Annotated in this window: 23 protein-coding genes; 11 read left to right on the forward strand and 12 right to left on the reverse strand. The window is 71.9% G+C overall.

Annotated features, from left to right (window positions below; translation table 11 throughout):
- Nucleotides 1-260: 260 nt before the first annotated feature.
- The gene (locus AC5L30_RS13395; protein WP_494867504.1) at nt 261-1409 is read left to right on the forward strand and encodes an SAM-dependent methyltransferase; all 1149 of its coding nucleotides are present in this window, start codon (nt 261-263) and stop codon (nt 1407-1409) included.
- Nucleotides 1406-2593, forward strand: a complete 1188-nt coding sequence (locus AC5L30_RS13400; protein WP_494867506.1) for an NADH-quinone oxidoreductase subunit D — start codon at nt 1406-1408, stop codon at nt 2591-2593. The genes AC5L30_RS13395 and AC5L30_RS13400 overlap by 4 nt, the downstream gene beginning before the upstream one ends.
- An 18-nt stretch (nt 2594-2611) precedes the next feature.
- Here the strand turns inward: AC5L30_RS13400 and AC5L30_RS13405 are convergent, their stop codons facing one another.
- From AC5L30_RS13405 to AC5L30_RS13420, 4 genes are all read right to left on the reverse strand, one after another.
- Nucleotides 2612-4267, reverse strand: coding sequence for a hypothetical protein (locus AC5L30_RS13405; protein ID WP_494867507.1), 1656 nt, complete (start codon nt 4265-4267; stop codon nt 2612-2614).
- Nucleotides 4268-4376: 109 nt separating this feature from the next.
- A complete protein-coding gene (locus AC5L30_RS13410; RefSeq protein WP_494867508.1) occupies nt 4377-5381 on the reverse strand; it encodes a glycine betaine ABC transporter substrate-binding protein in 1005 nt (334 codons plus the stop codon).
- Between the two features lie 200 nt (nt 5382-5581).
- Nucleotides 5582-6322 carry an ABC transporter permease gene (locus AC5L30_RS13415; RefSeq protein WP_494867509.1) on the reverse strand — a complete coding sequence of 247 codons (741 nt, stop codon included), beginning with the start codon at nt 6320-6322 and terminating at the stop codon, nt 5582-5584.
- Nucleotides 6319-7005: an ABC transporter permease gene (locus AC5L30_RS13420; protein WP_494867510.1), complete on the reverse strand. Its 687-nt coding sequence runs from the start codon at nt 7003-7005 to the stop codon at nt 6319-6321. Before AC5L30_RS13420 ends, AC5L30_RS13415 begins: the two co-directional genes overlap by 4 nt.
- Nucleotides 7006-7007: 2 nt before the next feature.
- Here AC5L30_RS13420 and AC5L30_RS13425 point away from each other — a divergent pair, with 2 nt between their 5' ends.
- The gene (locus AC5L30_RS13425) at nt 7008-8012 is read left to right on the forward strand and encodes an ABC transporter ATP-binding protein (RefSeq protein WP_494867511.1); all 1005 of its coding nucleotides are present in this window, start codon (nt 7008-7010) and stop codon (nt 8010-8012) included.
- Nucleotides 8013-8064: 52 nt separating this feature from the next.
- Here AC5L30_RS13425 and AC5L30_RS13430 read toward each other — a convergent pair whose 3' ends face one another.
- From AC5L30_RS13430 to folP, 7 genes are all read right to left on the reverse strand, one after another.
- A complete protein-coding gene (locus AC5L30_RS13430; protein ID WP_494867512.1) occupies nt 8065-8556 on the reverse strand; it encodes a hypothetical protein in 492 nt (163 codons plus the stop codon).
- Between the two features lie 65 nt (nt 8557-8621).
- Nucleotides 8622-8930 carry a hypothetical protein gene (locus tag AC5L30_RS13435; protein ID WP_355419548.1) on the reverse strand — a complete coding sequence of 103 codons (309 nt, stop codon included), beginning with the start codon at nt 8928-8930 and terminating at the stop codon, nt 8622-8624.
- Nucleotides 8931-8983: 53 nt separating this feature from the next.
- On the reverse strand, nt 8984-10198 hold the full coding sequence (locus AC5L30_RS13440; RefSeq protein WP_494867514.1) for an ABC transporter permease: 1215 nt from the start codon (nt 10196-10198) through the stop codon (nt 8984-8986).
- Between the two features lie 119 nt (nt 10199-10317).
- On the reverse strand, nt 10318-10854 hold the full coding sequence (locus AC5L30_RS13445) for a DUF3180 domain-containing protein (protein WP_494867516.1): 537 nt from the start codon (nt 10852-10854) through the stop codon (nt 10318-10320).
- 19 nt (nt 10855-10873) lie between these two features.
- Complete coding sequence (gene folK, locus AC5L30_RS13450; protein WP_494867518.1) at nt 10874-11401, reverse strand: 2-amino-4-hydroxy-6-hydroxymethyldihydropteridine diphosphokinase; 528 nt, start codon at nt 11399-11401, stop codon at nt 10874-10876.
- The gene (folB, locus tag AC5L30_RS13455; RefSeq protein ID WP_494867520.1) at nt 11398-11766 is read right to left on the reverse strand and encodes a dihydroneopterin aldolase; all 369 of its coding nucleotides are present in this window, start codon (nt 11764-11766) and stop codon (nt 11398-11400) included. The genes folK and folB overlap by 4 nt, the downstream gene beginning before the upstream one ends.
- The gene (folP, locus tag AC5L30_RS13460; RefSeq protein WP_494867521.1) at nt 11763-12659 is read right to left on the reverse strand and encodes a dihydropteroate synthase; all 897 of its coding nucleotides are present in this window, start codon (nt 12657-12659) and stop codon (nt 11763-11765) included. Before folP ends, folB begins: the two co-directional genes overlap by 4 nt.
- A 356-nt stretch (nt 12660-13015) precedes the next feature.
- Here folP and AC5L30_RS13465 point away from each other — a divergent pair, with 356 nt between their 5' ends.
- The 7 genes from AC5L30_RS13465 to AC5L30_RS13495 all read left to right on the forward strand — a co-directional run bounded on the left by AC5L30_RS13465 (nt 13016) and on the right by AC5L30_RS13495 (nt 21564).
- Entirely contained in the window at nt 13016-13330 is a 315-nt protein-coding gene (locus AC5L30_RS13465) for a hypothetical protein (protein WP_074315118.1), read from the forward strand.
- 13 nt (nt 13331-13343) lie between these two features.
- A complete protein-coding gene (locus tag AC5L30_RS13470) occupies nt 13344-13706 on the forward strand; it encodes a hypothetical protein (RefSeq protein ID WP_053654782.1) in 363 nt (120 codons plus the stop codon).
- A gap of 70 nt (nt 13707-13776) precedes the next feature.
- Nucleotides 13777-17193, forward strand: coding sequence for an ATP-binding protein (locus AC5L30_RS13475; protein ID WP_494867524.1), 3417 nt, complete (start codon nt 13777-13779; stop codon nt 17191-17193).
- A gap of 97 nt (nt 17194-17290) precedes the next feature.
- Nucleotides 17291-19222, forward strand: coding sequence for an MFS transporter (locus AC5L30_RS13480; protein ID WP_494867525.1), 1932 nt, complete (start codon nt 17291-17293; stop codon nt 19220-19222).
- Nucleotides 19219-19776, forward strand: a complete 558-nt coding sequence (locus AC5L30_RS13485) for a hypothetical protein (RefSeq protein ID WP_494867527.1) — start codon at nt 19219-19221, stop codon at nt 19774-19776. The genes AC5L30_RS13480 and AC5L30_RS13485 overlap by 4 nt, the downstream gene beginning before the upstream one ends.
- Nucleotides 19773-20951 carry a M23 family metallopeptidase gene (locus AC5L30_RS13490; protein WP_494867529.1) on the forward strand — a complete coding sequence of 393 codons (1179 nt, stop codon included), beginning with the start codon at nt 19773-19775 and terminating at the stop codon, nt 20949-20951. Before AC5L30_RS13485 ends, AC5L30_RS13490 begins: the two co-directional genes overlap by 4 nt.
- A gap of 13 nt (nt 20952-20964) precedes the next feature.
- Nucleotides 20965-21564, forward strand: a complete 600-nt coding sequence (locus tag AC5L30_RS13495) for a hypothetical protein (RefSeq protein WP_494867531.1) — start codon at nt 20965-20967, stop codon at nt 21562-21564.
- A gap of 6 nt (nt 21565-21570) precedes the next feature.
- Here AC5L30_RS13495 and AC5L30_RS13500 read toward each other — a convergent pair whose 3' ends face one another.
- The gene (locus AC5L30_RS13500) at nt 21571-22125 is read right to left on the reverse strand and encodes a hypothetical protein (protein ID WP_494867676.1); all 555 of its coding nucleotides are present in this window, start codon (nt 22123-22125) and stop codon (nt 21571-21573) included.
- Nucleotides 22126-22320: 195 nt separating this feature from the next.
- Between AC5L30_RS13500 and AC5L30_RS13505 the strand changes: the two genes are divergently transcribed.
- Nucleotides 22321-24882, forward strand: a complete 2562-nt coding sequence (locus AC5L30_RS13505) for an FtsK/SpoIIIE domain-containing protein (RefSeq protein WP_494867533.1) — start codon at nt 22321-22323, stop codon at nt 24880-24882.
- Nucleotides 24883-24898 lie beyond the last annotated feature (16 nt).

Raw genomic sequence — 24898 nt, forward strand, 5'->3', positions numbered from 1 at the left:
GGCCTACCGAACCCGGACAAGCATGTGTGAAAACCTTCACCACCGCCGCAACGCCCCGACTGCACTCCAGGCCGAGCCCCAGCCCGGCCCGCGTCGATCATGGAGACGTGGTGCCTGGCTTAGCAGCAGAAAAGGCAATTGTCCCCCACGACAACTCCATGATCGACGCGGCAGCTCGTGAGTGCGGGGATCACGAGTCGCCTCGTATTCCGTGACCGTAGGGTCGGCACGGTGACCCACGCGCAACGCGGAACGCACTGATGTCGATCCTGTGGCGGGACGCCATGGCCAGCGCCCTCTACGGGCCGGGCGGCTTCTTCGTCGCCGGCACCGGGCCGGCCGACCACTTCCGTACCAGCGTGCACGCGTCCCCAGCCTTCGCCATCGCGCTCCTGCGCCTGATCGCAGAAGTGGACTCGACCCTCGGCCACCCCTCGCGACTTGACGTGATCGACGTCGGGGCTGGGCGTGGGGAGCTGCTCCGCGCCCTGCTGGCGTCCGTCGGGGGCGCGGTGGGGGTTTCCGGGGAGCCCACCCGCTCCGGGCGGTCAGGCTTGATCCCTCCGCGGGCGGACTTTCCGGAAACCCTGACTTCCACGGCCGCCGCCCGTCGCTCGGTCAACGAGCCGTCGTTGGTCACCGCCCGTCCGTCGCTCGCGGCGCGGGTTCGCTTCACAGCCGTCGAGTACGCGGACCGCCCCGAGAACCTGCCCGAAGAGATCAACTGGACAGCCGAGATCCCCGCCGGAATCACCGGAGTGCTGCTCGCCACCGAGTGGCTGGACAACGTCCCGCTGGACGTCGCAGTACACACCGAAGACGGCTGGCGATACCTGCTGGTCGACCCCGACACCGGTGCCGAATCGGTCGGTGAGCCGGTCAGTCCCGATGATCTCGACTGGTTGACCACGTGGTGGCCTAGCCCCGACACCCCCGGCAGTGACTACCCGCGAGCCGAGATCGGCCGAAGCCGAGATGAGGCATGGGCCATCGCGGTAAGCAAGATCAGTCGAGGGTTGGCGGTGGCAGTCGACTACGGGCACCTGCGCGACGATCGGCCCGTCGACGGGACGTTGACCGGGTACCGGGGTGGTCGGCAGGTGCCTCCGGTGCCCGACGGGTCGAGTGATGTCACCGCCCACGTGGCCATCGACTCGGTCGCCTCCGCTGGTGCGGCGGTCGCCCGGTGCGCGTACTCCCTGGTCCCCCAGCGGGAGGCGCTGCGGGCGCTCGGGGCCGACGGCGGGCGACCGCCGCTCAGCCTGGCCGGCACCGACCCGGTCGGCTACCTGCGGGCGCTGGCCGCCGCGTCGGCGGTGGCCGAGCTGACCGACCCGGCCGGGCTCGGCGGGCACTGGTGGTTGCGCCAGCCGGTCGGCATCCCGCTCGGGCCGTCCGTGGCACGATGACGGGCATGACCACCGACGCCGGGGACCTCCGTGAACTGACCGTCGGCACCGGGGCCGGCCTGGTCGCCGGCACCGGTGATCAGCAGCTCGGCACCGACATGGTGCTGAACATCGGTCCGCAGCACCCCTCCACCCATGGTGTGCTGCGGTTGAAGCTGGTGCTCGACGGCGAGCGGGTGATCGCCTGCGAACCGATCGTCGGTTACATGCACCGGGGCGCGGAGAAGCTCTTCGAGGTACGTGACTACCGGCAGATCATCGTGCTGGCCAACCGGCACGACTGGCTCTCGGCGTTCTCCAACGAGCTGGGTGTGGTGCTCGCGGTGGAACGCCTGATGGGCATGGAGGTGCCGGAGCGGGCCACCTGGCTGCGGATGGCCCTCGCGGAGCTGAACCGGGTGCTCAACCACCTGATGTTCCTCGGCTCGTACCCGTTGGAGATCGGGGCGATCACTCCGATCTTCTACGCCTTCCGGGAACGGGAGACCATCCAGGCGGTGATGGAGGAGGTCTCCGGCGGCCGGATCCACTACATGTTCAACCGGGTGGGTGGCCTCAAGGAGGAGGTGCCGTACGGGTGGACCGGGCGGGCCCGCGCGGCGATCGGCGAGGTACGTCGCCGGTTGCCCGACCTGGACCACCTGATCCGGCGTAACGAGATCTTCCTGGCCCGTACCGTCGGCGTGGGCGTGCTGTCCGCCGCGGACGCCGCCGCGTTCGGCGCGTCCGGCCCGGTGGCCCGCGCCTCCGGGCTCGACCTGGACCTGCGCCGCGACGACCCCTACCTGGCCTACGACGAGCTGAACGTGCCGGTGGTCACCCGGACCGCCGGGGACTGCCACGCCCGTTTCGAGGTGCTGCTCGACCAGGTGTACGCGTCGCTGGACCTTGCCGAGCAGTGCCTCGACCGGGTGGACCGGCTAACCGGGCCGATCAACACGCGGCTGCCGAAGGTGCTCAAGGCGCCGGAGGGGCACACGTACGCCTGGACGGAGAACCCGCTCGGCATCAACGGCTACTACCTGGTGTCCCGGGGCGAGAAGACGCCGTGGCGGTTGAAGCTGCGCACCGCCTCGTACGCGAACGTGCAGGCGTTGGCCACCCTGCTCCCCGGCTGCCTGGTCCCGGATCTGATCGCGATTCTCGGCTCGATGTTCTTCGTGGTCGGCGACATCGACAAGTGACCCGACTCGCCTGACCGCTCACCGCCAGCGGTCGGTGGGTGGCGCGCCGCCGGCACGCGGTACGTCGTCCTGGGGCGGATAGCCGTAGCGCTCGTCGACCCGCCGCCGGCCGGTCCGCTCCGGTGCGGGTTCCGCCTGATGGCCGCGTTGGCGCGGTGGACGCCACTCGTCCGGTACCGGCACACCGCCCACCGGCAACGCGGGCCTTCCCGGCTCGGCCCGCCGGCCACCGTCGCGGTCGTGGCGGCGCGCCGGCTCGTCCCGGGGATACGGCTCCCGCTCCTCGTACCGGCCCGCGTCCTCATGACGGCGCGGCTCCTCGTACCGGCCCGCGTCCTCGTGGCGGCGCGGCTCCTCGTGGCGGACGGCTGCCCAGCGGTCGGCCACCCGGTACTCGGTGCCGGTGGCGTCGGCGTGCACCTCGGCCCGGCGTTCGCCGACCCGCAGCTCCCGGCCGTTCTCGTCGTCGCGGACGGCGGCCCACCGGTCACCGGCCCGCAGCTGCGACCAGTACTCGCCGGTGTCGTCGGCCCGCAGCGGCGGCCCAGGCTCCGGTGCTGCGGCACCCGTCCGGTCGCGGTGCTCCGACCAGCCCCGATCGTCCGGGCTGTTCCAGGAATCCACCGCTGGCCGCTCCGGGGTGCGGTGCGACCTGGCTGCCGGGGCGGGCTCGTCGGGCTGGGCGTACACGTCGCGCCGATCGGTCCACTCCGGCTCGTCGCGGCGGCCCGTCCAGCCCGGCTCATCGCCGTACCCGGCTCTGGGGCGCTCTTCCGGCTCGCTCCTCGCTCGGCCGGCCGGGCGGGGACGCTCGTCCGCGTCGCTGCCCCGGGTCCACTCCTGCGCGGGTGGGGTCCACTGACCGGCGTACCCGCCGCCGTAGCGCCCAGCCGGCTCGGCCGGGCCGCCGTCCACGACGGTGTGCCGGGTGGTGACGTGCACGGTCTCGGTGTGTCGGACCACGCCACCCGGCCGGTGCGCCGCCTCGGGGCGGTCGTGCTCGCGGGGGCGGGCTGAGCCGTACGCGGTGGCGGCCGGCCGCTCCCCGCCGTACATCCCGGCGGTGGCTGGCGGCTCGGGGGCCTCCCGGGCGTACGCCGGCTCGTCGTCGTCCGGGTGCTCGGAGCGCCCCCAGCGGGGCGCGTCGTCGGGGCCGGACACCCGGGCGCGGCCGGCCGGCGCGTCACCCGGGACCCGGCTACGGGCCACCGGCGCGTCGTCCACCGGCGGCTCGACGGCAGCCACTCGCGCCCGCCCGGCGCCTGCCGGCTCGACAGCGGGGGCGGCACCGGCGAGGGCGGCGCCGCTGGCGTCGAGGCGGCGGCGCACCGCGGCGATCCCCTCCTGGGCCCGTTGCGCCTGGTCGAGCGCTTGGTTACCGCGCTGCGCGGCGGCCACGATCTCGCTGCGTAGCTCCCGACGCAACTGCTCGATCTCGTCCAGCAGCTCGTCGGTCCGCGCCGAGTCACCCTCGCCGTCGGGCCGCAGCGCGATGGAGAGGCCGATGAGCACCACCGCGAGGATGGCGAGCACCGCGGCGAAGCGCAGCGGGCCGTTGCCGTCAGCCACCAGCAGAATCAGCGCCGCTACCGGCGCGAGGGCGACGCCCACCCAGAAGAGCATGGTCAGCAGCGATGGTTGACGCCGGACGTCGGAGGTGGCCGGGGCTGGCATGGATGTGCAGCCTACCCACGATGTCCATCGGAGGGAACGGGGTCCCCGGGACGCACGGACGCCCCCGCCCGGTGCGGGCGGGGGCGTCCTCTGCACGTGCGGAGAGGGCTCAGCTGGTGGCGAAGGCGCCATCCGAGGAGAAGATCAGGCCCACGCTGATCGACCCGTCGCGCAGGCCACTCTTGGTCAGCGGCCCGCCCTGGTCCAGCGAGGAGAACTTGCCGACCGACAGCCCGTACGTCTTCTCCAGGCCCGGCTTGCAGAACGGACGCTGCTCGCACTCTGGCGGGCCACCCAGCACGGTCGCGCTGCCGGAACACTTCGCCGCCAACTCGGAGAGGGTCCGCACGCCGTACTTGTCGGCGAAGGCCTGGGTCACCGCGAAGGCGTTCTGGTCCTGCGCGGCGGCCGGGGTGCCGAAGGTGAGGCCGGCCTTGTCGCCCTCGGCCTTGAGCGCGGTCACCGTCGTGTTGATGTCCGGCGAGGAGACCGGCTGCGCGTTCTGGCCGTTGGCCTTGGTGTTGAGGAACTCGGCCATGGTCGCCGCGTACTCCGGGACGACCTGGATCTCGCCCTTCTCCAGGGCCGGCGCGTAGAGCTCCCGGTTGCCGATCTGCTGCACCTTGACCTGGTAGCCGGCGGCGGTGAGCACGATCCGGTACAGCTCGCCCAGAATCTGACTCTCGGCGAAGTTGCCGGAACCCACCGTGATGTCTCCGCCCGGGCCCTTGGCGATGCCCGCGGTGAGGTTGTTCGCGCTGGCGAACTCCTCGGCCGCCACCTTGGCGGTCTTGCGGTCCTCGTTGACGGCCTTGTTGAGCTGGATCAGCTTCGGGGTGTCGAGCGCGGCGGAGACCTTGTCCAGTGCGGCGATCAGCTGCGGGTTGGCCGCCTTGCTGTTGACCGCGGGGATGACGTTGTCGGAGTTCTGGAGCTTCTTGTCGTCCTGCAGAGCGATCAGCTGCTGACCGGCGACCGGGGCGCACCCGGCGCCGGAGGCGCTCGTCTGGGGTGCGTCGGTGCCGGACGAGCCGGCGTCACCGCAGCCGGTGAGGAGAGCTGCTCCGGCGACGGCGCTGACAGCCCCGATCGCCAGACGTGTACGTGCGCGCATGTGCCCGCCTTCCGTGTCCCGGCGCGGCCCGTCCCGGGCCGGCCGCGTGTCCGACGGGCGATCCTGACTGTCGGCCGCCCGCGAATGTCCACCCAACATGCTCCGCAACCGACCGACAACTTGGGATGGACTTCGTCACCCCATCGTCACCGATTGGACGGGCCCGGGCCGCCCGCTCGACGCAGGCTCACCCGGAGGGGTCAGGCGCTCCCGGTGGCATCCGCGGGGCGGGGCCGCCCCATCCGCTGCCGGCCACGCCGCAGCGGTTTGGGGGTGACCAGCCGTTCGACGCCGCCGAGGACCACCTCGGCGAGCAGCGCGAGCCCGGCCACCAGCACACCGCCGGCGACGATCTGCCCGCCGCCGGCCGCGATACCGATGCCGAAGCCGGTCCGGATGATCTGGCCCAGGCCGCCGCCGTTGACGAAGGACGCCAGCGCCGCGGTCGCGATCACCTGAACCGCAGCGGTCCGAAAGCCGGCCGCCAGATAGGGCACCGCGAGCGGCAACTCCACCCGGCGCAGCAACTGTCCGCCGGACAGACCCATCCCCCGGGCCGCGTCGCGGGCCTCCGGGTCCACCTGCCGCACCCCGGTGTACGCGTTGGCCAGCAGCGGCGGCACGGCGAAGACGGCCAGTGCCACCACGACCGGCGTCCGCCCGAAGCCGCTGGCGAAGGCCACCGGCAGGATGGTCAGCAACGCCAGGGTGGGGATGGCCAGGGTGGCGTTGGAGATCAGCACCACGAGGCCGCCACCTCGGCCGAGGTGCCCCAGCCAGAGCCCGAGTGGCCAGGCCACCAGGCAGCCGAGCGCCACCGCCAGGGCGGAGATCGTCAGGTGCTCGCCGAGCCGGTCCAGCATGCCGCCGGGGTTGGTCCAGTTCAGTGGGTCGTTGATCCAGGTGATCGCCTGGCCGATCGGGTTCGCCGCGACGGTCACCGTGTCCTCCGGGTGGACCAGGGTGCCACCAGTCGGGCGACCAGGATGAGCAGCAGGTCGAGCACGACCGCGAGCGCCACGCAGAGCAGCGCGGCGGTCATGATCTCGGCCTTGTAGAGGTTGTTCTGGAAGCCCGCGAAGATCAACTGCCCGAGCCCGCCGTGCCCGACCAGCACCCCGACCGTGACCAACGCCACCGTCGAGACGGTCGCCAGCCGTACGCCGGTCACGATGCCCGGCAGCGCCAGCGGCAGGTCGATCCGGAACAGGCGCCTCCACCGGCCGTAACCCATGCCCTCGGCGGCCTCGCGAACCTCCGGCGGCACCTGGTTGAGACCGGCCACCACGTTGCGCACGATCAGCAGCAGCGCGTAGAGGACCAGCCCGACCAGCACCGTGGTCGCCCCAGTGCCCAGGTAGGGCGCGATGAACGCGAAGAGCGCCAACGAGGGGATGGTGTAGACCACACCGCTGACGGCGAGGATCGGACCGGCGAGCGGACGGACCCAGTACGCCAGCACCGACAACGGCAGGGCGATCAGCACCGCGATCAACACCGCTCGCCCGGTGAGGGAGGCATGTTCACGCACCGCGGCGAGGATCGTGTCAGAGTTGTCCCGCACGTACTGCCAGGAGAACCAGGGGTTACCCGGGTCGGCCCGGTAGCTCAGGCGGAAGGACATACGTGGACGTTACCCCGGAGGCTGCCAGCGTGGCCCAATCCCCTCGCGCGGCGTCGATCTCCCTGCACGGCATCCAGAAGCGCTACCCGAACGGCACCGAAGCTGTCCGGGACCTCAGCCTGGAGGTCCGGTCCGGCGAGTTGGTGGTGCTGATCGGCCCGTCCGGCTGCGGCAAGTCGACAGTGCTGCGGATGATCAACCGCCTGATCGAACCGACCGCCGGCCGCATCACGCTCGGCGACGAGGATGTCACCGACGTCGACCCGGTGCGACTACGCCGTCGAATCGGATACGTGATCCAGAACGTCGGTCTCTTTCCACACCAGACGGTACGGGCCAACGTGGCCACCGTGCCGGGCCTGCTCCGCTGGCCCAAGGGTCAGACCCGGGCCCGGGTCGACGAGCTGCTCGACCTGGTCGGGCTGGACCCGACCGAGTTCGGTGGCCGCTACCCGCACGAGCTGTCGGGTGGCCAGCGGCAGCGGGTCGGGGTGGCCCGGGCACTCGCCGCCGACCCGGTGGTGCTGTTGATGGACGAGCCGTTCTCGGCCGTCGACCCGATCGTCCGGACCCGCCTCCAGGAGGAGTTCCTGCGCCTTCAGGCGGAGGTGCGCAAGACGATCGTGCTGGTCACCCACGACCTCGACGAGGCGGTCCGACTCGGTGACCGGATCGCGGTGCTCTCCGAGGGCGGGCACCTGGAGCAGTACGACACCCCGGCCGCACTGCTCGGCGCACCCGCCACTCCGTTCGTACGCGAGTTCGTCGGCGCCGACCGGGGCATCCGCCGGCTGGCGGTCACTCCACTCGACCGGGAGGCGCTGGAGCCGGTGCCCGGGGACGCCGCAGGGGACCTGCCCACCGTCGCGGTGGACGGTTCCGCGTACGACGCGTTGGCGGTCCTGCTCACCTCGGGCCGGGACCAGCTCCTCGTGACCGACGCCGGCCGGCCGGTGGGCGCGCTCAGCCGACAACGTCTCCTCGACCTCGGCCGCCCGACCAGCTGATCCGCCCCGGTCGGGTCAGGCACGACCGTCGAGGCTGGCCCTCCTCGGTGGGTCAGGCACGGCCGCCGAGGCTGGCGATGCCGATGATCCAGCCGGTGAGGAAGCCGTAACCGGCACCGGTGCTGGCGTCCTGTAGTGCCCCCAGCAGTGACGGCGCCGGGCCGAGCAGCGCCGCCAGCACGGCGGCCAGCCCGCCGGCGAGCACGTACGCGGCCCAGCCGGAGAAGAACTGGCTGACCGGGCCGGGAACCCGGGCCACCTGGGCGGCGGGCAACAGGTAGAGCAGAGCCACCGCGAGGACCACCAGCAGCACGGCCCGCAGGTCGGCGGCGAACAACCCGCCGGCCTGCCCGTCCGCGTCGAGCCGCCAGGCCGGCCAGGCGAGCAGGCGCGCGTAGAAGGCGCCGCCCGACTCCGGGTCGGTCAGGGTGCCGGCCCAACCGGTGTACGCCGGACTGCCGCAGATGCCGACCAGGAGCAACACGGCGAGCGCGCCGGTGCCGGCGGCCGTGCCGTAGCGGCTGACCGGGCCGGAGCGGTGCATGAGCGACGCGATCCGCCCAGGCCCCGAACCGGTGGCTCGGGCGGACCTGGGCTGCCCCGAGCGGCTCAGTGCTTCATCAGGTAGTCGATGAAGGCGGCCCGCAGCAGCGGCGCCGCCTCCTCGTAGCCGTGACCGGTCAGCTCCCGCCACAGCGCGTTGGCCTCGTCGATCGTCGGGCCGATCGAGTTCGGGGCGCCGTCCAGCACCGTGGCCTCGTCCGCGTTCGGCAGGTGGCGCAGCACCGACCAGTAGAAGCCCACGTCCCGACGCTCCCGGGCCCGGGCGAACGCCCGCTCCCGCAGCTCCTCGGTGGACAGCGCGTCAAGCTCCTCGAACGAGGTTCCGCCGGGGGTGGCGGCAGGTGTGTCGGTCATGTCGCCGAGCCTAACGGTCGAGATCAGCTCCGGCTCGGCGGACGCGACGCGGCTCACCGCTCGTCTGTGTCCCACCGCCGCGGGCCGTCCTCCCACCGCGGATCCCGCCACGGGTCGACCGGTTGGGGGGCGGCCTGGGTCGGCAGCGTGGGAGGCCAGTTGTCGACGGACTGTGGCTGCGGCATGGTCCAGCCCGAGCTGATCGTGCCGTCGCTGACCGGTTCGGGCCTCTCGGGGCCACCCGGTCGGGGCCGCCCGAGCGTCTCGACCAGCCGGGTGGCCAACAACCCGACGCCGAGCGCGGCCCCGCCGACCACCCAGTTACTCAGCGTCCACCCGCGCTCCGGCGCGTACACCTGGAAGACGGTGACCAGGCTGACCGCCAGCAGCGTGCCGAACACGCCGCCCCGGCGACCGTACGCGCTGGTGCCGGCGAGCAGGGCCACACCGATCGCCAGCACCGTCCAGTCCAGCCCCGGGGTGGGTGCCACCGGCCCGGGGTCGTTGGCGGCCAGCAGCACGCCGGCGAGAGCGGCCAGCACCGTGGAGACGACCAGCGCGACGGCGGTCACCACGGCGGCCACCGCGCCCCGTCGACGGGCCGGGTCGGCGATCGGCCGGTACCGGCCGACGAGCCGCCGGATCGCCCGGATCGCACCGAACAGCCCGCCGAGGACGGCCACCGCGGCGAAGCCGGCGAAGAGGTAACCGGCGCTGCTCCTGGGGTCGTAGTCGCCCTGTACCAGCACGGGCGCCGAGCGGCGTTCGATGTACACCACCACGGCGGCGGCACCGGCCAGGCTGGCCGCCCAGCCCGGCACGTGCAGCACCACCACGGCCAGCGCCAGCGCGAGCCCGCCCACCGCAGCGACCGCCACGGCCGGGCCGATCGACGCCGGCAATCCGCGGTCACCCTGCTCGGCGTAGTGCAGGGCGGCGGCCACCGCGATCGGGCCGACGGCCAGGTTTGGCGCGGCCGTACGCAGACTCAGCCCGGCGGCCACGGCGAGCAGCCCCAGCCCGACCGCGTCGATCAGCAGCGTGCGCAGGTTGCCGTCGCGCACGGCGGCCGGATCTTCCTGCCAGAGCAGCCAGCTCACGACCGCCAGTCCGGCCAGCAGCAGCAGCTCCCATCCCAGGTGTACGCCGATCCGATCCCGGCCGGGCTCACCGTGGGTGGGGTCGTCGAAGACGTTGTCCAGTACGGCGGCCGGCACCTCCGACGCGGGTTCGGCTGACCGGTCCCGGCCCGCTTCTTCGTGCCCCATGACGCCGCCTCCCCAGTGGCCGGCCGTCCCCAGTCCGGCGCGCGGACGGACCCTGGGCGGCCCTTGCTCTCCGATCGCAGGCACCGTACCCGCGCTCGCAGCTGGGCGTAACCCCCTGCTCAGCGCTGGCCGGGGCGGCTCTCCCGTGGGTCCTGCTCGTGCTCGTCGTCCGGGCGTTCCGGCACCCGGCAGGAGCGCTCGAGCCAGAGCGCGGCGCCGACCAGGGCCAGTGAGGCGAGCAGGCCCCCGCTGGCGGCCGGTCGATCGTCCAGGGCGGCTCGGGTGGTCTCCACGAAGAGCCAGCCGGTGAGCCCCGCGTAGAAGCCCGCGAAGATCGCCGCGGCCAGCGCCGACGCCTTGGCCAGCACCACGAAGCGGGCAACCATCAGCGGGTTGACCGGGTCCCGGCCCGGCTTGCGCTCGATCCGACCCCGGGTGTTGATCGCGGCGTACGCCTCCAGCACGGCGAGCCCGGCCAGCGTCACCACCGGCAGCCAGGGCAGCCGGGGAATCCCGCTGTAGTAGAGGGTGCTGATCAGCAGCCAGGCCACTGCCGCCGCGGCCAGCCCGGCCACGACCAGGGTCGAGATCCGGGTGGGGCCCATCCGGGACCCGTCCGGGCCCGACCCGCGGGGTGGGGGCTTCGCCTGCGTCATGCCGGCCGGTTCCGCTCGGTCATGCCGTCGACTCTAACGCCAACTCCGGCCGGGGACGCAGTTCCAACGCCTCGTCCGCCGCGGGGCCGGTGGTCAGCAGGTCGGTCAGCCAGCCGTGACCGGGCAGCCGACCGTACGGCTGGATGTCGATCCACGGGCGCAGCACGAAGGCGCGCAGGTGCGCCCGGGGGTGCGGCAGGGTCAGCTCCGGGTCGTCGCTGAGCACCGGCTCGTCGTCGTCACCCCAGACCGCGATCACGTCCACGTCGAGGGTGCGCGGTCCGAACCGCCGCTGCGGGTCACGGACCCGGCCGGCCGCGCGCTCCGCGTCGCGGGCCCGCTCCAGCCAGTCGCGCGGGGTCGCGCTCTCGTCCTGGGCGAGCACCACCGCGTTGAGGTACGCGGGTTGGTCGGTGTCGCCCCACGGTGGAGTCTCGTACACCCCGGAGAGCACGAGCACCGCGTCGCCCAGGGTGGCGACGGCCGCGCGCAGGTGCTCCAGACGGTCGCCCAGGTTGCTGCCGAGCGAGAGGACCGCCCGGGTCACCGGGCCCGCGCCCGGGTCATGGTGACGGCCACGTCGGTGAAGGTGTGCGGCACCGGAGCCTCCGGCTTGTGCACGGTGATCGTCGCGAGGTCGACCCGTTCGTCGGCCAGGCAGACCGCGAGGAGTCGGTCCGCCAGGGTTTCGATCAGGTTGACCGGCTCGCCGGTCACCACCGCGACCAGGCGCTCGGCCAGCTCCCCGTAGTGCACGGTGGCGGTGACGTCGTCACTGGCGGCGGCCGGGCCGAGGTCCAGCTCCAGGACGGCGTCGACCACGAAGTCCTGCCCCTGTACGCGTTCGAAGTCGTAGACCCCGTGCCGGCCGCGTGCCCGCAGGCCGGTCAGGTGGATCCGGTCCGTCGTCATCGCCGTACCTCATGTTCGTGATCGTGTTGCGCTCGCTTCTCGTCGCGCGACGGCACAGCCAGGTGCGGGCTGCCGGTCGCGGCCCAGACGGCGAGCGCGTCGGCGGTGGCCTGCACGTCGTGCACGCGTACCCCCCAGGCGCCCGCGGCGACCGCCAGCACGCTGGTGGCCACGGTGGCCGCCTCCCGCTGGGCGGTCGGTCGCGGCGTACCGTCCGGCGCGGCGAGCAACCCGCCGAGGTACGACTTGCGGCTCGCCCCGAAGAGCAGCGGGTAGCCGAGCTCCAGCAGCTCCGGCAGGCGGGCGCTGAGCTCCCAGTTGTGCGCGGCCGTCTTGGCGAAGCCCAGCCCGGGGTCGACGATGAGGCGGTCGGCGGCCACCCCGGCGGCCAGCGCCGCGTCGATCCGCTGGGCCAACTCGGCCCGGACGTTGGCCACCACGTCGGTGTAGGTGGCCAGCTCGCGCATGGCCCGGGAGTGGCCACGCCAGTGCATCAGCACCCAGGGGCAGTGCGCGTCGCGGACCACCCGGGCCATGTCCGGGTCGGCCAGGCCACCGGAGACGTCGTTGACCACCGCCGCGCCGGCGGCCAGGGCGGCCTCCGCGACCCGGGCGCGGCTGGTGTCGACGCTGACTGCCACGCCGGCGGCGGTCAGCTCGCGGATGACCGGCAACACCCGCTCGGCCTCGGTCGCGGCGTCGATCCGCTCGGCACCCGGGCGGGTCGACTCGCCGCCGATGTCGATCAGGTGCGCGCCGGCGTCGCGCAGACGGACGCCGTGTCCGACGGCGGCGTCCAGGTCGGCGTACCGTCCGCCGTCGGAGAAGGAGTCCGGTGTGACGTTGAGGACGCCCATCACCACCGGGCCCGGAGCCCGCACCAGATCGGTCACGAGTAGACGGTACCGGTCGCGGCAGCGGCGCCCAGCGACCCGGGTCGGCCCCGCGCCACCGCCCCTGACGTGCCGATTAGAACGGGTGTACGATCGGTCATCCGGGCAGTATCAGGCAGCCCCTTCGCGGCTTGTCGCAATCCGGGGCGGCCCGTACGCTTTGGAATTGGCCAGCATCGAGATGGCGAAGCTTGGAGGGAGGGCCGAAGCGGGGAAAATCCGCCCAAACCTCGCCACCCTCCGTGGTGAGTAACGAACACAGGGTCAAGAACGCCATGCCCTGTGGAGCACTTTTCCCGCAAGGCTTGCCTATTGCACCGCCGCGGCACCGCCGGCCGCGCTATGGGGAGGTTCCAGTGATCGCCTTCGAGCTCATGGAGACGGCGTCGTCCGGCGTCGCCCACGCGCTCTCCACCCTGGCGTCGACTCCACTCGCGGAGCCGGCACCGAAGGGGATCGACACCAACAGTGTCGTCACCTTCTTCGCCAGCAAGATCGCGCCGATCCTGCTCGCCGTCCTGGGCGTCATCTTCATCGGCCGTGCCAGCCGAGGCGAGATCTCCAAGGTGCTGACCAGCTCCGCGATCGCCATCGTCGGGCTCGCCTTCATCGCTGGCGCGGCAACACTCTTCTTCGTCGGCGATTACCTGATCGACCTGATCTTCGAATAGGCGCGTTCACCAGATGCGGCTGCGCACCGACGACGACATCTACCGGGCCCGCCTGGTCTACCTCGGGCCGCCCGGTTACACCCTTCCGGTCCACCTGCCCTACGCCCAGTACGGGCTCTTCATGCTGCTGGTCCCCCTCTACATGTTCATCCACTGGCTGTTCACGTTGACGGTCGAGCTCTTTCCAGCCTGGGAGATCGCGCTCGCCATCGTGACCACGTCGTTCATCTTCCGGCACGTCGACCCCGATCGGCCGGCGCGGGTGGTCATCCGCACCGCGCTGACCGACTGGCGACGCACCCGGGAGCCTGCGGTCGAGCAGCGCGATCCGCGCCTGGTCGGCAGCCGGATCAGGATTCGGGAGGAGCTGGCATGACCGGACGTACGTCGAACGGTCCGTCACAGGACGCGGGTAAGGGCCTGCCGACGGTCGCTGAGGCGGTCGCATGAGCCGCTCCTCCACGCCGGGCTCCCCGGCCGGCCGCCCGGGCGCGCCGGCAGGTCACCGTGCGCACTCATTCGACTACACCGAGGATGAGGACCAGGTTGCCCTCGACCCTGCGCTGGTGACGTCGCCCGGCCACGGTGCCGTCGGTGTGTTCCAGGCGCCCCGGCCGGTCCCTCGCCGGACGCCACCGGCCGAGCCCACCGCCGTGTCGGCCGGCGAGAACGCCGACATCGACTCCCCCTTCCTGGACCTCTTCGGCGGCGGAGGCCGACCCGGTACGGCACGAGCCGTCACGGCCGGCCCGAGCACCCGCGAGCAGCCGGCGATCCCGCATCAGCCGCCACCCGCCGCCAGCCCGGCACCAGCCCGCGCGGTTCCCGAGTTGGAGCCACCGTGGACGCCCGCCGACCAGCCCGGCAGCGGTGGCCGACCCGTCGAGCCACGCCACGGCGGCGGCCACCCGGCCAGCGAGTCCCGGGTGCCGCATCAGGCCGGCGATCGGCGGCCGATGCTGCGTCCGCCGGATGAGCCCGGCCCGTCCACCGGCCGTGGCTCGCCAGCGGCGACCACCGGCCTCGCTGGTCGGACGGTCGGCCCGCTGCCGGACAGCCGGCCCACGGCCACGCCGACGGCTCAACCGGCCCGGCCTACGGCACCGGCCGAGCAGCCGGCCAGCATCGCGGCCACCGATCGGCCAGCCTTGGAGCGCACGGCGCGGCGGACCACCGACCCCGACCGGCCCAGGGGCACCGGCACCGAGCCCACCGGCAGGGAGATCGCCCCATCCCGCCAACGCGCCGCGAGCCGATCGGACCGACCGGTCAAGCCGACCCGGGTTCGCGCCCCGAAGATCAAATTCGGGGATCGGGATCCGTCGGTCGAGTTGGCCATCACCGAGATCGCCGGCCACCTGACCTTCACGCCGAACACCGTCACCGCCTGGTACTGGCTTCCCGAGGTCCGCTGGGCGTTCCGGCCGGACGCCGAACGCGAGGCGCTGCTGTCGGCGATCTCCGAGCAGTACGCCGGCCTGGCCGGCTTCCGACTGCACCTGCGCCGCACCACCCGGCCGTTCCCCGCCGACGAGTGGGCCCGCACGATCGACACGCACACCTCGGCACCGCTGCCCGACGTACCCGGCACCACCGGCTGGGCAGATCACCTGGTCGCCGCCCAACGACACCTGATGGCGGTCAACCACGCCGAGGGGCAGACCTACCTGGGCGTCACCTTCGCCCGCCGTTCGCTCGGCGACTCGCTCACCGAGCGGCTGCTGCGCACCTTCGGCCGGGGCACCGCCGATGGGGAACGCCGCAAACTCGGTCGCACCGTGGAGCAGTTCGACGAGGTGCTCGGCGCGTTCGGCATGCGCGGCCGGCGGGTCACCGCCCAGGAGTTGGAGTGGCTGCTCTACCGCTCGGTGGCACTGTGCATGTCGCCGCCGAGCACCCTCTCCCCCGTCACCGACGGGCGCTGGGAGCGCGGCGACCTGCTCGCCATGACCGAGCAGGTCGAGCGCTACCGCACCCCGTACGGCTCGACGGTCAAGCTGGTCAATCGGATGACCGGCGAGGAGCGGCACGTGGCCGTGCTCGCGGTCGGCCGGATGGAGCCGCTGGAGATCCCGGAACGACACGAGCCCTGGCTGCACTTCCACGAGCGGCTGCCCTGGCCGATGGAAATCTCCACCCGCGTCGACATCCTCGGCTCCGGCGACTCCTTCCGCAATCTCGAACACCGGCTGCGGATGATCCGCTCACAACAGCTCGACTACGCCGAACACGGCATCGACGCACCCCCTGAGCTGGAACGACTCGCCAAGCGCGCCCTGGTGATCGGCGACGAGATGACCACCGGTCTGCCCGTCGACTCGGCCCGTGCGCACGGCTGGCACCGGATCGCGGTCGGTGGTCGGACCAGGGAGGAATGCCTGGAGCGGGCCCGCCGGCTCATCCAGCTCTACTCCCGGGAGCTGCGCATCTCGCTCCAGCACCCGAAGAACCAGGACTGGCTGGCCCGCGAGTTCATCCCCGGCGAGCCGATCGCCAACACCGGCTACGTCCGTCGCATGCCGGTGCCGTTGCTCGCCGCCGCGCTCCCCCAGGCCGCCTCGAACGTGGGCGACCGGCGGGGCGACCTGATCGGCCGTACCGCCGGCACCTGCCGCCGCCCGGTCTTCCTCGATTTGCACTTCCCCATGGAGGTCCGGGAACGCTCCGGGCTCGCGGTCTTCGTCGCCGAACCGGGCGGTGGCAAGTCGACCCTGCTCGGCGCCCTGGGCTACCTGGCCGCCCGCCGAGGGGTCCAGGTGACCCTGCTCGACCCGTCCGGCCCGCTGGCCCGCCTCTGCGCGATGCCCGAACTGCGGCCGTACTCCCGGGTGTTGAACCTGACCGGCTCGGAGCACGGCACCCTGGCGCCCTACTCGCTCATCCCGACGCCGCTGCGCTCCGAGTTCGGCACCGGGGCCGCCGGCGACCGGGAGTTCGAGATCGCGGTCTCCAACGCCCGAGCCGAGCGGCGGATGCTGGTCCAGGACATCTGCATGATGCTCGTCCCGCCGCAGGTGGCCAGGGAGGCGTCGACCGCCACCCTCTTCCGGCACGCCGTCCGCCAGGTTCCCGCCGAGGAGACCTCCACCCTGGACGACGTGGTGAGCTGCCTCGGCCGCCTCGACGACGACGCCGGGAAGGAACTGGCCAACCTCCTGCTGGACACCGCCGAGATGCCACTGGCCATGCTCTTCTTCGGCCGACCGCCGGAAGGGCTGCTCGGTGCCGACGCGGCACTCACCGTGATCACCATGGCCGGGCTACGGTTGCCCGACCTCAAGATCGAACGTGAGTACTGGTCGGCCGAGGAGGCCCTGGCCCTGCCGATGCTGCACACCGCGCACCGGCTCGCCGTCCGGCGCTGCTACGGCGGCTCGATGTCGTCCCGCAAGCTCGTCGGCCTCGACGAGGCCCACTTCATGGAAGGCTGGCGGTCCGGGCGTTCCTTCCTGGTCCGGCTCGCCCGCGACTCCCGCAAGTGGAACCTGGCCGCGCTGGTCGCCTCCCAGAACCCGCGCGACATCCTCGGCCTCGACGTGCAGAACCTCGTCTCCACCGTCTTCGTCGGCCGGATCGCCGAGGACGCCGAGATCGCCTCCGAAGCGCTGCGGCTGCTGCGGGTGCCGGTCAACGACGGGTACGAGGCCACCCTCGCCTCGCTCTCCGCCGCCGACACCAGTTCGTCCAGCCGTCTCGGCTTCCGCGAGTTCGTGATGCGCGACGTCGACGGCCGGGTGCAGAAGGTCCGAGTCGACGTCTCGTACGTCGAAGGGCTGCTGGACCACCTCGACACGACGCCCGCCGCGATCGCCGCAGCGGCCGGCGTCCTGCCGAGCATCCCCCTGCCGGATCTGGAGGCGTGACATGGCTAGGGCCTGGGTCAAGGTCCTCGGTCAAGCCGAGGCGAAGTCCAGGCGGGTCGAGGGTCGCGACCCAGGCCCTAGGGCCTGGGCAAGGGTCATGTCGTTCCTGCTCGCCCTCGGCGTACTGGCCGGGACCAGCCTCACCTGGCCGCTGATCGGCGCGGAGGCTGCGGCAGCCGCGCCGCCCACCGCCCAGGCCCGCGCCGACCTCTGCACCACCGCCGAATGGCAAGCCGACCTCCGCGCCTGCCTGGCGAAGCTGAAGCAGGTCAGCCAGGCCGAAATTGACTGCCGGAAGCCACCCGTCCCGTCCGCGCCGGATTCTGGCCTTGCCGGCTGGTTCGCCTCCCGCCCGGACTCGTCCAAGTTGCCCGGGCCAAAGGGCATCTACAGCGATTCCGGCTACGGCGGTTACAGCTTCAATACCTATAACGTGGAGGGTGGCTGCGCCTCCACCATTCTCCATCCTGACTACAAATTCACCACCACCGTCGCCAACGGTGAGCTCATGATCGCCACAGCGGTCATAGGCGCCTCGAACGCCCTGCGAGAACGGGCCTGGGATCCTCGCTCGATGTGGAATTGGGCCGACCCGCTGGTGGAGAAGGCCACCAAAGGCGTATACGAGAAGGTATTCAGCGTCTTCGGAATTATCACGCTCTGCGTGGTGGGTCTCTACCTGCTCTGGCGCTCCCGCCAATCAGACATGAGCAATGCGATGACGACCGCAGGGTGGGCATTACTGGTGATGGTGGCGGTCACCGCGCTGGCCGCCTGGCCGGTAAAGTCGGCGAACATCGCCGACGGCACCCTGATCACCTCGCTCGGCGTCGTGCATGATGCACTAGGTCCGGCGTCAAAAGATATCCCGACCGACAAGTGTGTACTTCCCAACCCGGACGCCTGTGTCGACAAGCGGCCACCGGCCGTCCGGGCCAGCGACACAGCTACCGAGTCGATGCTCTACCGCAACTGGCTGCGTGGCGTACTTGGGTCAGCCGATAGCGAGACCGCGAAGAAATACGGCCGGGCACTCTACGAGGCCAAATCGCTAAGCTGGGGTGAGGCGGAATCAGTCCGCTCCAATCCCACCACTCGTGATGTAGTAATCAAGGCCAAACAGCAGCAGTGGATGACGGTCGCGGAGCAGATCAAGACCGAAGACCCGGAGGCTTACGAGTTCCTGACGGGAACCCGCGACATGGACCGGATTGGCTCCGGGTTCATCGCGGTGCTCGCGGCCGTGCTCTTCGCGATGTTCGACCTCACCGCATCAGTACTTGTGCTACTCGGCTTCCTGATCTTCCGGTGGGCGGTGATCGCTGCCCCGATTCTCGGCACGATCGGTCTACTCCGACCGGCCAGCGCCGGGCTGCGCCGGCTGGCCAATGCGGTCGTTGCCGCAGTGTTCAACATTGCCATCTTCGGCACCGGCGCCGCGATCTACCTCTTCGCAGTTGATTTGATCATGAGCACACCCACCCTGCCGGGTTGGCTTCAGGTGGTGCTGGTCTGGCTCTGCGGGGTGGTCGGATGGCTGCTGCTGCGCCCGTACCGGCGGATCACCCAACTTGGCGGCAAGGACAGCAGCGAAGCGGTCAGTTCGGCCGGGTCCTGGCACCGCCGGTTCTTCCGCGACATGCGGACCGCCGCTCGGCTGGACGTGGCCGAGCCGGGCGGCACCGCCGAGCCGGTGGGCGGACGTCGACGGTCACCCGACGCGTTGCAAACCCGGCTACGGCCGGAGGCACGGCGGGAGGACCCGGTCCCGGTGCCGACCGCTGCGGCCGAAGGCCGACGCGCAGACGCGGTGCGCCCGGACGGTCGAGAGGGGTCCGAGGAGACGCCGACGGCGGAGGGTCGAGGTCGGAGCCGCCCGGTCGCCCCGCAGCCCCGACGCCGACAGCCGGCGACCTGGACCGAGCCGGATGTACCGGCTGAGAACCCGTCGTTCGTGGTCTACCGCCCGGGCTCCACCGAGCGAGCACCGGATCGCGCCGGACCTCGGGTGCGCTCAGAGGCGAGGTGACGGTCATGCGACGGGCGTTGGAATTCCTCTTCACTCGAGCGCTGCGGTCCCGACTGGGCGTTGCGCTGCTGATCGGGATGGTGGTCGTCAGCGTGCTCGGGGCGGCCCGGCTGATCTCCAACCCGGCCGATTCCGCGGATGGGTTGAGCAGCCGTCCGGATGGGCCGATCATCACCGTGGACCCGACGGCCGGCGACGACGGTCTACTCAACAGTGCGGCCCCGCCGTCACCCGTGACGTCGCCCGGCGCCCGAACGCCCGAACAGACCGCCGACCGCTTCGCCAAGGCATGGCTGGGCCGTCCGGGGATGACCAGCGAAGAGTGGCAGGCTGGCCTGCGGCCACTTTCCACGCCGGCGCTGAGGGAGAAGTTGACCGGCGCCGAGCCCGAGAGCGTGCCCGCCGAGAAGGTCACGGGTCCGCCAACCATGCGAGAGCGGACCGAGACGTTCGTCGAGTTGCTGCTCCCCCTTGATGCCGGCGGGCTCCGGTTGGAGCTGGTCACCTCCGACGATGGTTGGCTGGTCGACGTTCTGGACTGGGAGCGGCCATGAGCGACGTTGGTAACGCCGGAACCCGGCGGGGGCCCCTCCGGCTCGGTGTGGTCGCCGCGGTGCTCACCGGGATGCTGCTCCTGCTCTGCTGCACCGGCGGCACCGCGGCGTTCTTCCTCACCGGGCTCGGAGGCGACGACGCCGAGAACGGCGACACCATGGCAGGCATGGAGTGCGGGCCGGTCCGAGCGGTGAACATCGCGGGCAAGCTGCCGCGATTCGCCCAGTACGGCGACACCCAGGTCCGCAATGCCGCGATCATCATCAAGGTCGGCCAGGACATGGGCGTACCCTCGCGAGGTTGGGTGGTCGCCCTCGCCACCGCAATGCAGGAGTCCGCCCTACGCAATCTGGCCAACAGCGGCGTACCCGCGTCCCTGGCCCTGCCGCACGAGGGCGTTGGCGCGGACCACGACTCGCTGGGCCTGTTCCAGCAGCGGCCGGGATGGGGCACTGTCGCCGAGCGGTTGAACCCCGCGTACGCGGCCCGCAAGTTCTACGAGAAGCTCGTCAAGGTGGAGGGTTGGCAACGCCGGCCACTCACCGTGGTCGCGCAGCGGGTGCAGGTCAGCGCTTACCCGGACGCGTACGCCAAGCATGAAGAGGTAGCCAGCCGGATCGTGGACGCGCTGGCTGGCGGTGCGGCCCGCACCGTCGAGATCAACGGCAAGGCGGTGTGCAACGCGGCCGAGCGCGGCCAGATCGCCGCCTCCGGTTGGACCGCGCCGATCCCCGGCAGTGTCGGCTCCGGTTTCCGCACCGCCAGCCGACCCAGCCACAACGGAGTCGACATCGGTGCGGCCAAGGGCACCGAGATCCGCGCGGCAGCGACCGGTCGGGTTTTGGTCTCCACCTGCGACGAGGACTACCGCGGCCGACAGGACTGCAACGTGGACGGATTCCCCGGCAAGAAGGGCTGTGGTTGGTTCGTCGACCTGCTACACGCCGGTGGCTACATCACCCGGTACTGCCACATGGTGGTTCAGCCCTTCGTCAAGAAGGACCAGATCGTGACGGCCGGGCAGGTGATCGGCAAGGTCGGCAGCAGTGGCAACTCCTCCGGCCCGCACCTGCATTTCGAGGTGCACCTGCGCAACGACCGCAACGCGTCTGGCGCGGTGAACCCGGTCCCGTTCATGCGCGAGCGGGGTGCCCCGCTGCGCGCCGCTGAGTGAGGCCACCACGGGTATGACCGGACCGTTGCCTGACCCGTTCGCCGACCAGCCCGACTGGGCCCCGCAACCGCCGAGACCGCTCGCCATAATCCCCGCGACAGAGCGCGTGGAGCTACGCGGGCGACGGGTGCTGGTCGGGCTGCCCGGGTTGGGTTGGCGCGGCGACCTGCGCGCGGACGACCGGGTGGTGCAGAGCGCCCGAACCTACGTGCCGGTGATCCCCGAGCACGAGTGGTACCGGGCCGAAGCCGACCAGGTCGAGGTGTTCGCACCGCTGGTGCCGGTGGAGCGGGTCTGGGTGGAGACCGTCGGCAGCCGACCGGCGGTGGAGAGCGCCCGGGACACGGGCATCCGGTTGGTCTCGCTGGACGGCCCGGCACACCGGACCCCCACACCGGTCTTCGAAGCGGACGCGGTCACCGGTCGGCGGGTGGTGCACGTCGAGGGCGGCCTGGAGCACCGCGACCTTCGGGCGGTCACCGAGACCTACTCGGGTGCCGAAGGGGACATCTGCGTGCGAATCACACCCGAGGTGGAGTGGTATCGCTGGGCCTGGCGCAGTCAGTCACCGACCACCCTGGAGGTTCCGGTTCACCTGCTTTGGATCGAGTAAGTCTGCTCAAGATCGCTCGGCCTTACACACCCGCCAGCCGTCTTCGTGCCGTGTCTCAAATCGCCAACGCTGGCGGTCGCTCTGCGATATCCCGTCCACAAAGGCCGACAGGATGAGGTCGACCTCGACCCTGGCGGTGTCGCCCTGCCGCTGAACAGTGAAATTCTCCCAGCTTGTCGAAATCTTGGTGCTGAAACGGAGTTCACGCGCTACCAAATCCTCCCGAAGAAGCCGCAGACCGCCGATATCCGTACCGCCCTGACAGACAAACTCACTTGCCCTCGCGTCGTTTCGGTCCGCCAGAAATGACTGAATGTAGTTAGCCACCACAACGTCCGGCGTGCTGCGGTCGGGCGTCGAGGCGCGGTCGTACCACACGTAGGCCGTTGCGACCCCGCCGAGGCAGAGCAGCGCGAGCACGCCGGCGACGACCGTGAGCACCGTCCGCATCCGGCGGCGTGGCGGCTGCGGTGCCGGCGGTGCCGGGGCGGGCGGCAGCTGCTCGGACGGTGTCCGCTGGGCCGGTACGCGGGAGACCTGGGAACCGGCGGGGGGCTGCACTGATTCCACCTCCTGAAGTTAACGGCTGGACGCTCCGGAGCCAATGCCTCAGATCCAGCGGATCGTGACGGCCTCCTCCCCACCGGTGAGATCCACGACAACACCGGCGCAGCGCCGAGGCACCTCCCGGAGGTGCGGCCTCGGCTGGGATACCGTCTCTGCTTTGGGAGGGGTTGCCAACCTCGGGTAGAGGGGGTGGACGCGGTGGCCGGTCCGAAGGCTCGGACGAACCGCGCCGCAGCCCTGCACCGTCGGGCGACGGCTGTCGCGACGGCAGCTGCCGGGATCCTGGACGAGACGCGGCCGGCTCCGGCCGATCAGCGCCGTCAGTACGAGGTTGCCGACCGGCTGCGGACGGCTGCGGTCGTGCTGGCTCCGGGTTGGGCGGGCGCGGCACTGGATTCACTCAGCGTGAACTCACCGGCGGGTGATGGTCCGCCGCCGTTCGTTCGGGTCGGTACGGCGGCGCCGTTGGACGACGCTCGCTTCCCCGCGTTGGTGCCCCTTGTCGGCACCGGTCACCTCAGTGTGGACGTTGACGCGCGGGAGCCTCGGGTGGCCGGGTTGCTCCGGGCCGTACTCCTGCGGTTGTTGGGTGCGGCACCGGCGGGTGCCCTGCTGGTGCGCGCGGTGGATGCCACCGGGGCTGTGCTGACGCCGTTCGGAGCGCTCGCGGATGCTGGCCTGCTGCCGCCGCCGGCGGTGGACGTGACGGGTCTGCGCGCGGTGTTGACCGAGGCGGAGCAGTGGGTCACGCCGGGGGCGAGTGGGCGGCGTCGTCACGATCGGACGCTGTTGCTGGTGGTGGCCGCGCTGCCGGAGTCGACCGGCCCGACCGATCTGGCGCGCATCGAGACGTTGGCCGAGCAGGGGCCGGCCGCTGGGCTGCACCTGGTGGTGGCGGGTTGGCCTCCCGCCGGCCCCTACTCGGCCCGGGCGCCGCTGCCGCACACCACGTCGCTGGCGCTGCGTAATGCGTACGCGCTGCTGGGCGACCCGCCGGGCGCGTCGTTCGGCGGGCCGGGCGCCGATCCGCCGGGCGGTTTGAACTCGCCGGTCTTCGTCGAGCTGGACCCGCCGGCCGAGTTGGTCGATGCGGTCTGTCGGCGGCTCGCCGAGCAGGTGGAGGCGGGTTCCCGGTTGGCGTTGGGTGCTCTGCTGCCGCCGACGGGTGAGCGGCTGTGGGAGTCGGATTCCGCCGACGGGTTGACCACCACCGTCGGCGATGCCGGGGGTCGTTCGGTGCCGTTGGGTTTCACCGAGTTGACCCCGCACTGGCTGGTGAGTGGCCGGTCCGCGGCGGGCCGCGCGGCGTTCCTGACCACCGCGCTGCTCGGCCTGGCCGCCCGGTACGGCCCGGACGACCTGGCGTTCTACCTGGCGGATCTCGGCGACGGCGAGTCCTTCGTGGAGTTCTTGCAGACCGAGCGGGACCGGTCGTGGATTCCCCAGGTACGCGCGGCCGCGATGGCCGCCGACCGGGAGTACGTCCGGGATCTGCTGGACGAGTTGGCGGCCGAGGTTCAGCGCCGCACGGAGGCGGGCGCCCGTGCTGGGGGGCAACGCTTCGCGGAGTTGCGTCAGCATCAGCCGCTGCCGCGGATCGTCTGTGTGGTGGACAATGTGCCGCTGCTCTTCGCCGAGCGGGACCGGTTGGCCGCCGAGGTGGCCGCCCAGTTGGACGGGCTGGCCCGGGCCGGTCGGGCGTACGGCGTGCATTTGGTGTTGGCCGGCGCGGGCGAGTTGGGGCTGAGTGCGCGCGCCGATGCTGGTCATCGGGATTCGGTGCTCGGGCAGTTTCCGGTGCGGGTGGCGCTGCCGGGTGGCAGTCCGGTGCTGGAGCCGACGAACGACTCGGCGGCCGGTCTGCCGGTGGGCAGCGCGGTGGTGAACACGGCCGGCGGGCTCGGCGGCCCGCGGGGTGCGACCCGGGGGCACGAACGGTTGATCCGTCATCCGGACCCGCAGGATCATCCGGAGGTCGTGGAGAAGCTGCGGCACGAGTTGTGGGCGGCCCGGCCGGCCGGGTCGGTGCCGCCGGTGGTCTTCGCGGGTTACGCCCGGCCGCTGCTGGGCAACGATCCGCGCCACCGGGCGGCCCTGGCGGGGCAGGCGTACGGGCCGGCCGCCCTGTTGGGCCGGGCGGTGGATGTGGCCCGCTCGACGGTCGCCGTGCCGTTGGGGCCGGCGGCGGGACGAAACCTCGCGGTGTTGGGCTCGGGCACCGCGGCGGGCGGGTTGTTGGCGACGGCGGCCCGGAGCACGTCGGCTCACCACGCACCGGGCTGCGCCCGTTTCCTGGTGGCGGCACCGGACCCGGGCGCCCGGGCGTTGGCGGAGGCGTTGACGGCCGAGTTGGCGACCCGGCATTCCGCCGAGTTGGTGGATCTGCCGACGCTGCTCGCGGACGCGGACGACGACCTGCCGACCTACCTGGTGGTCTTCGGGCTGGACCGGCCGGGTCCTCGGGAATTGCCGGTGGACCGGCTGCGGTCGCTCCTGCGGGACGGGCCGCCGGCGGGGCGACATCTGCTGGGCTGGTGGCGTGCGGTGCCGCCGTTCGCCGCGTTGTTCGAGCCGGCGGGCGAGGTCGACAAGCTGGCGGCGGTGGCCGTGCTGGACGTGCCGGTCGCGCAGCTCACCGCGGTCTTTGGTCGGCCGGTCGAGTGGCAGGTGCGCCCCGACCGGGCGGTGCTCTGGGACGGTCCGGGCGAGCGGGGCACCGTTCTGGTGCCGTTCGCCGACGAGGCCGGCTGATCGGGTGGCGCGCGTG

The sequence above is a fragment of the Micromonospora sp. BQ32 genome (assembly GCF_059358895.1).

Coding starts and splice junctions, on each gene's coding strand:
- AC5L30_RS13395 (WP_494867504.1), top strand. CDS start 261: ATGTCGATCCTGTGGCGGGACGCCATGGCCAGCGCCCTCTACGGGCCG.
- AC5L30_RS13400 (WP_494867506.1), top strand. CDS start 1,406: ATGACGGGCATGACCACCGACGCCGGGGACCTCCGTGAACTGACCGTC.
- AC5L30_RS13405 (WP_494867507.1), bottom strand. CDS start 4,267: ATGCCAGCCCCGGCCACCTCCGACGTCCGGCGTCAACCATCGCTGCTG.
- AC5L30_RS13410 (WP_494867508.1), bottom strand. CDS start 5,381: ATGCGCGCACGTACACGTCTGGCGATCGGGGCTGTCAGCGCCGTCGCC.
- AC5L30_RS13420 (WP_494867510.1), bottom strand. CDS start 7,005: ATGTCCTTCCGCCTGAGCTACCGGGCCGACCCGGGTAACCCCTGGTTC.
- AC5L30_RS13430 (WP_494867512.1), bottom strand. CDS start 8,556: ATGCACCGCTCCGGCCCGGTCAGCCGCTACGGCACGGCCGCCGGCACC.
- AC5L30_RS13435 (WP_355419548.1), bottom strand. CDS start 8,930: ATGACCGACACACCTGCCGCCACCCCCGGCGGAACCTCGTTCGAGGAG.
- AC5L30_RS13440 (WP_494867514.1), bottom strand. CDS start 10,198: ATGGGGCACGAAGAAGCGGGCCGGGACCGGTCAGCCGAACCCGCGTCG.
- AC5L30_RS13445 (WP_494867516.1), bottom strand. CDS start 10,854: ATGACGCAGGCGAAGCCCCCACCCCGCGGGTCGGGCCCGGACGGGTCC.
- folB (WP_494867520.1), bottom strand. CDS start 11,766: ATGACGACGGACCGGATCCACCTGACCGGCCTGCGGGCACGCGGCCGG.
- AC5L30_RS13470 (WP_053654782.1), top strand. CDS start 13,344: ATGCGGCTGCGCACCGACGACGACATCTACCGGGCCCGCCTGGTCTAC.
- AC5L30_RS13475 (WP_494867524.1), top strand. CDS start 13,777: ATGAGCCGCTCCTCCACGCCGGGCTCCCCGGCCGGCCGCCCGGGCGCG.
- AC5L30_RS13480 (WP_494867525.1), top strand. CDS start 17,291: ATGTCGTTCCTGCTCGCCCTCGGCGTACTGGCCGGGACCAGCCTCACC.
- AC5L30_RS13490 (WP_494867529.1), top strand. CDS start 19,773: ATGAGCGACGTTGGTAACGCCGGAACCCGGCGGGGGCCCCTCCGGCTC.
- AC5L30_RS13495 (WP_494867531.1), top strand. CDS start 20,965: ATGACCGGACCGTTGCCTGACCCGTTCGCCGACCAGCCCGACTGGGCC.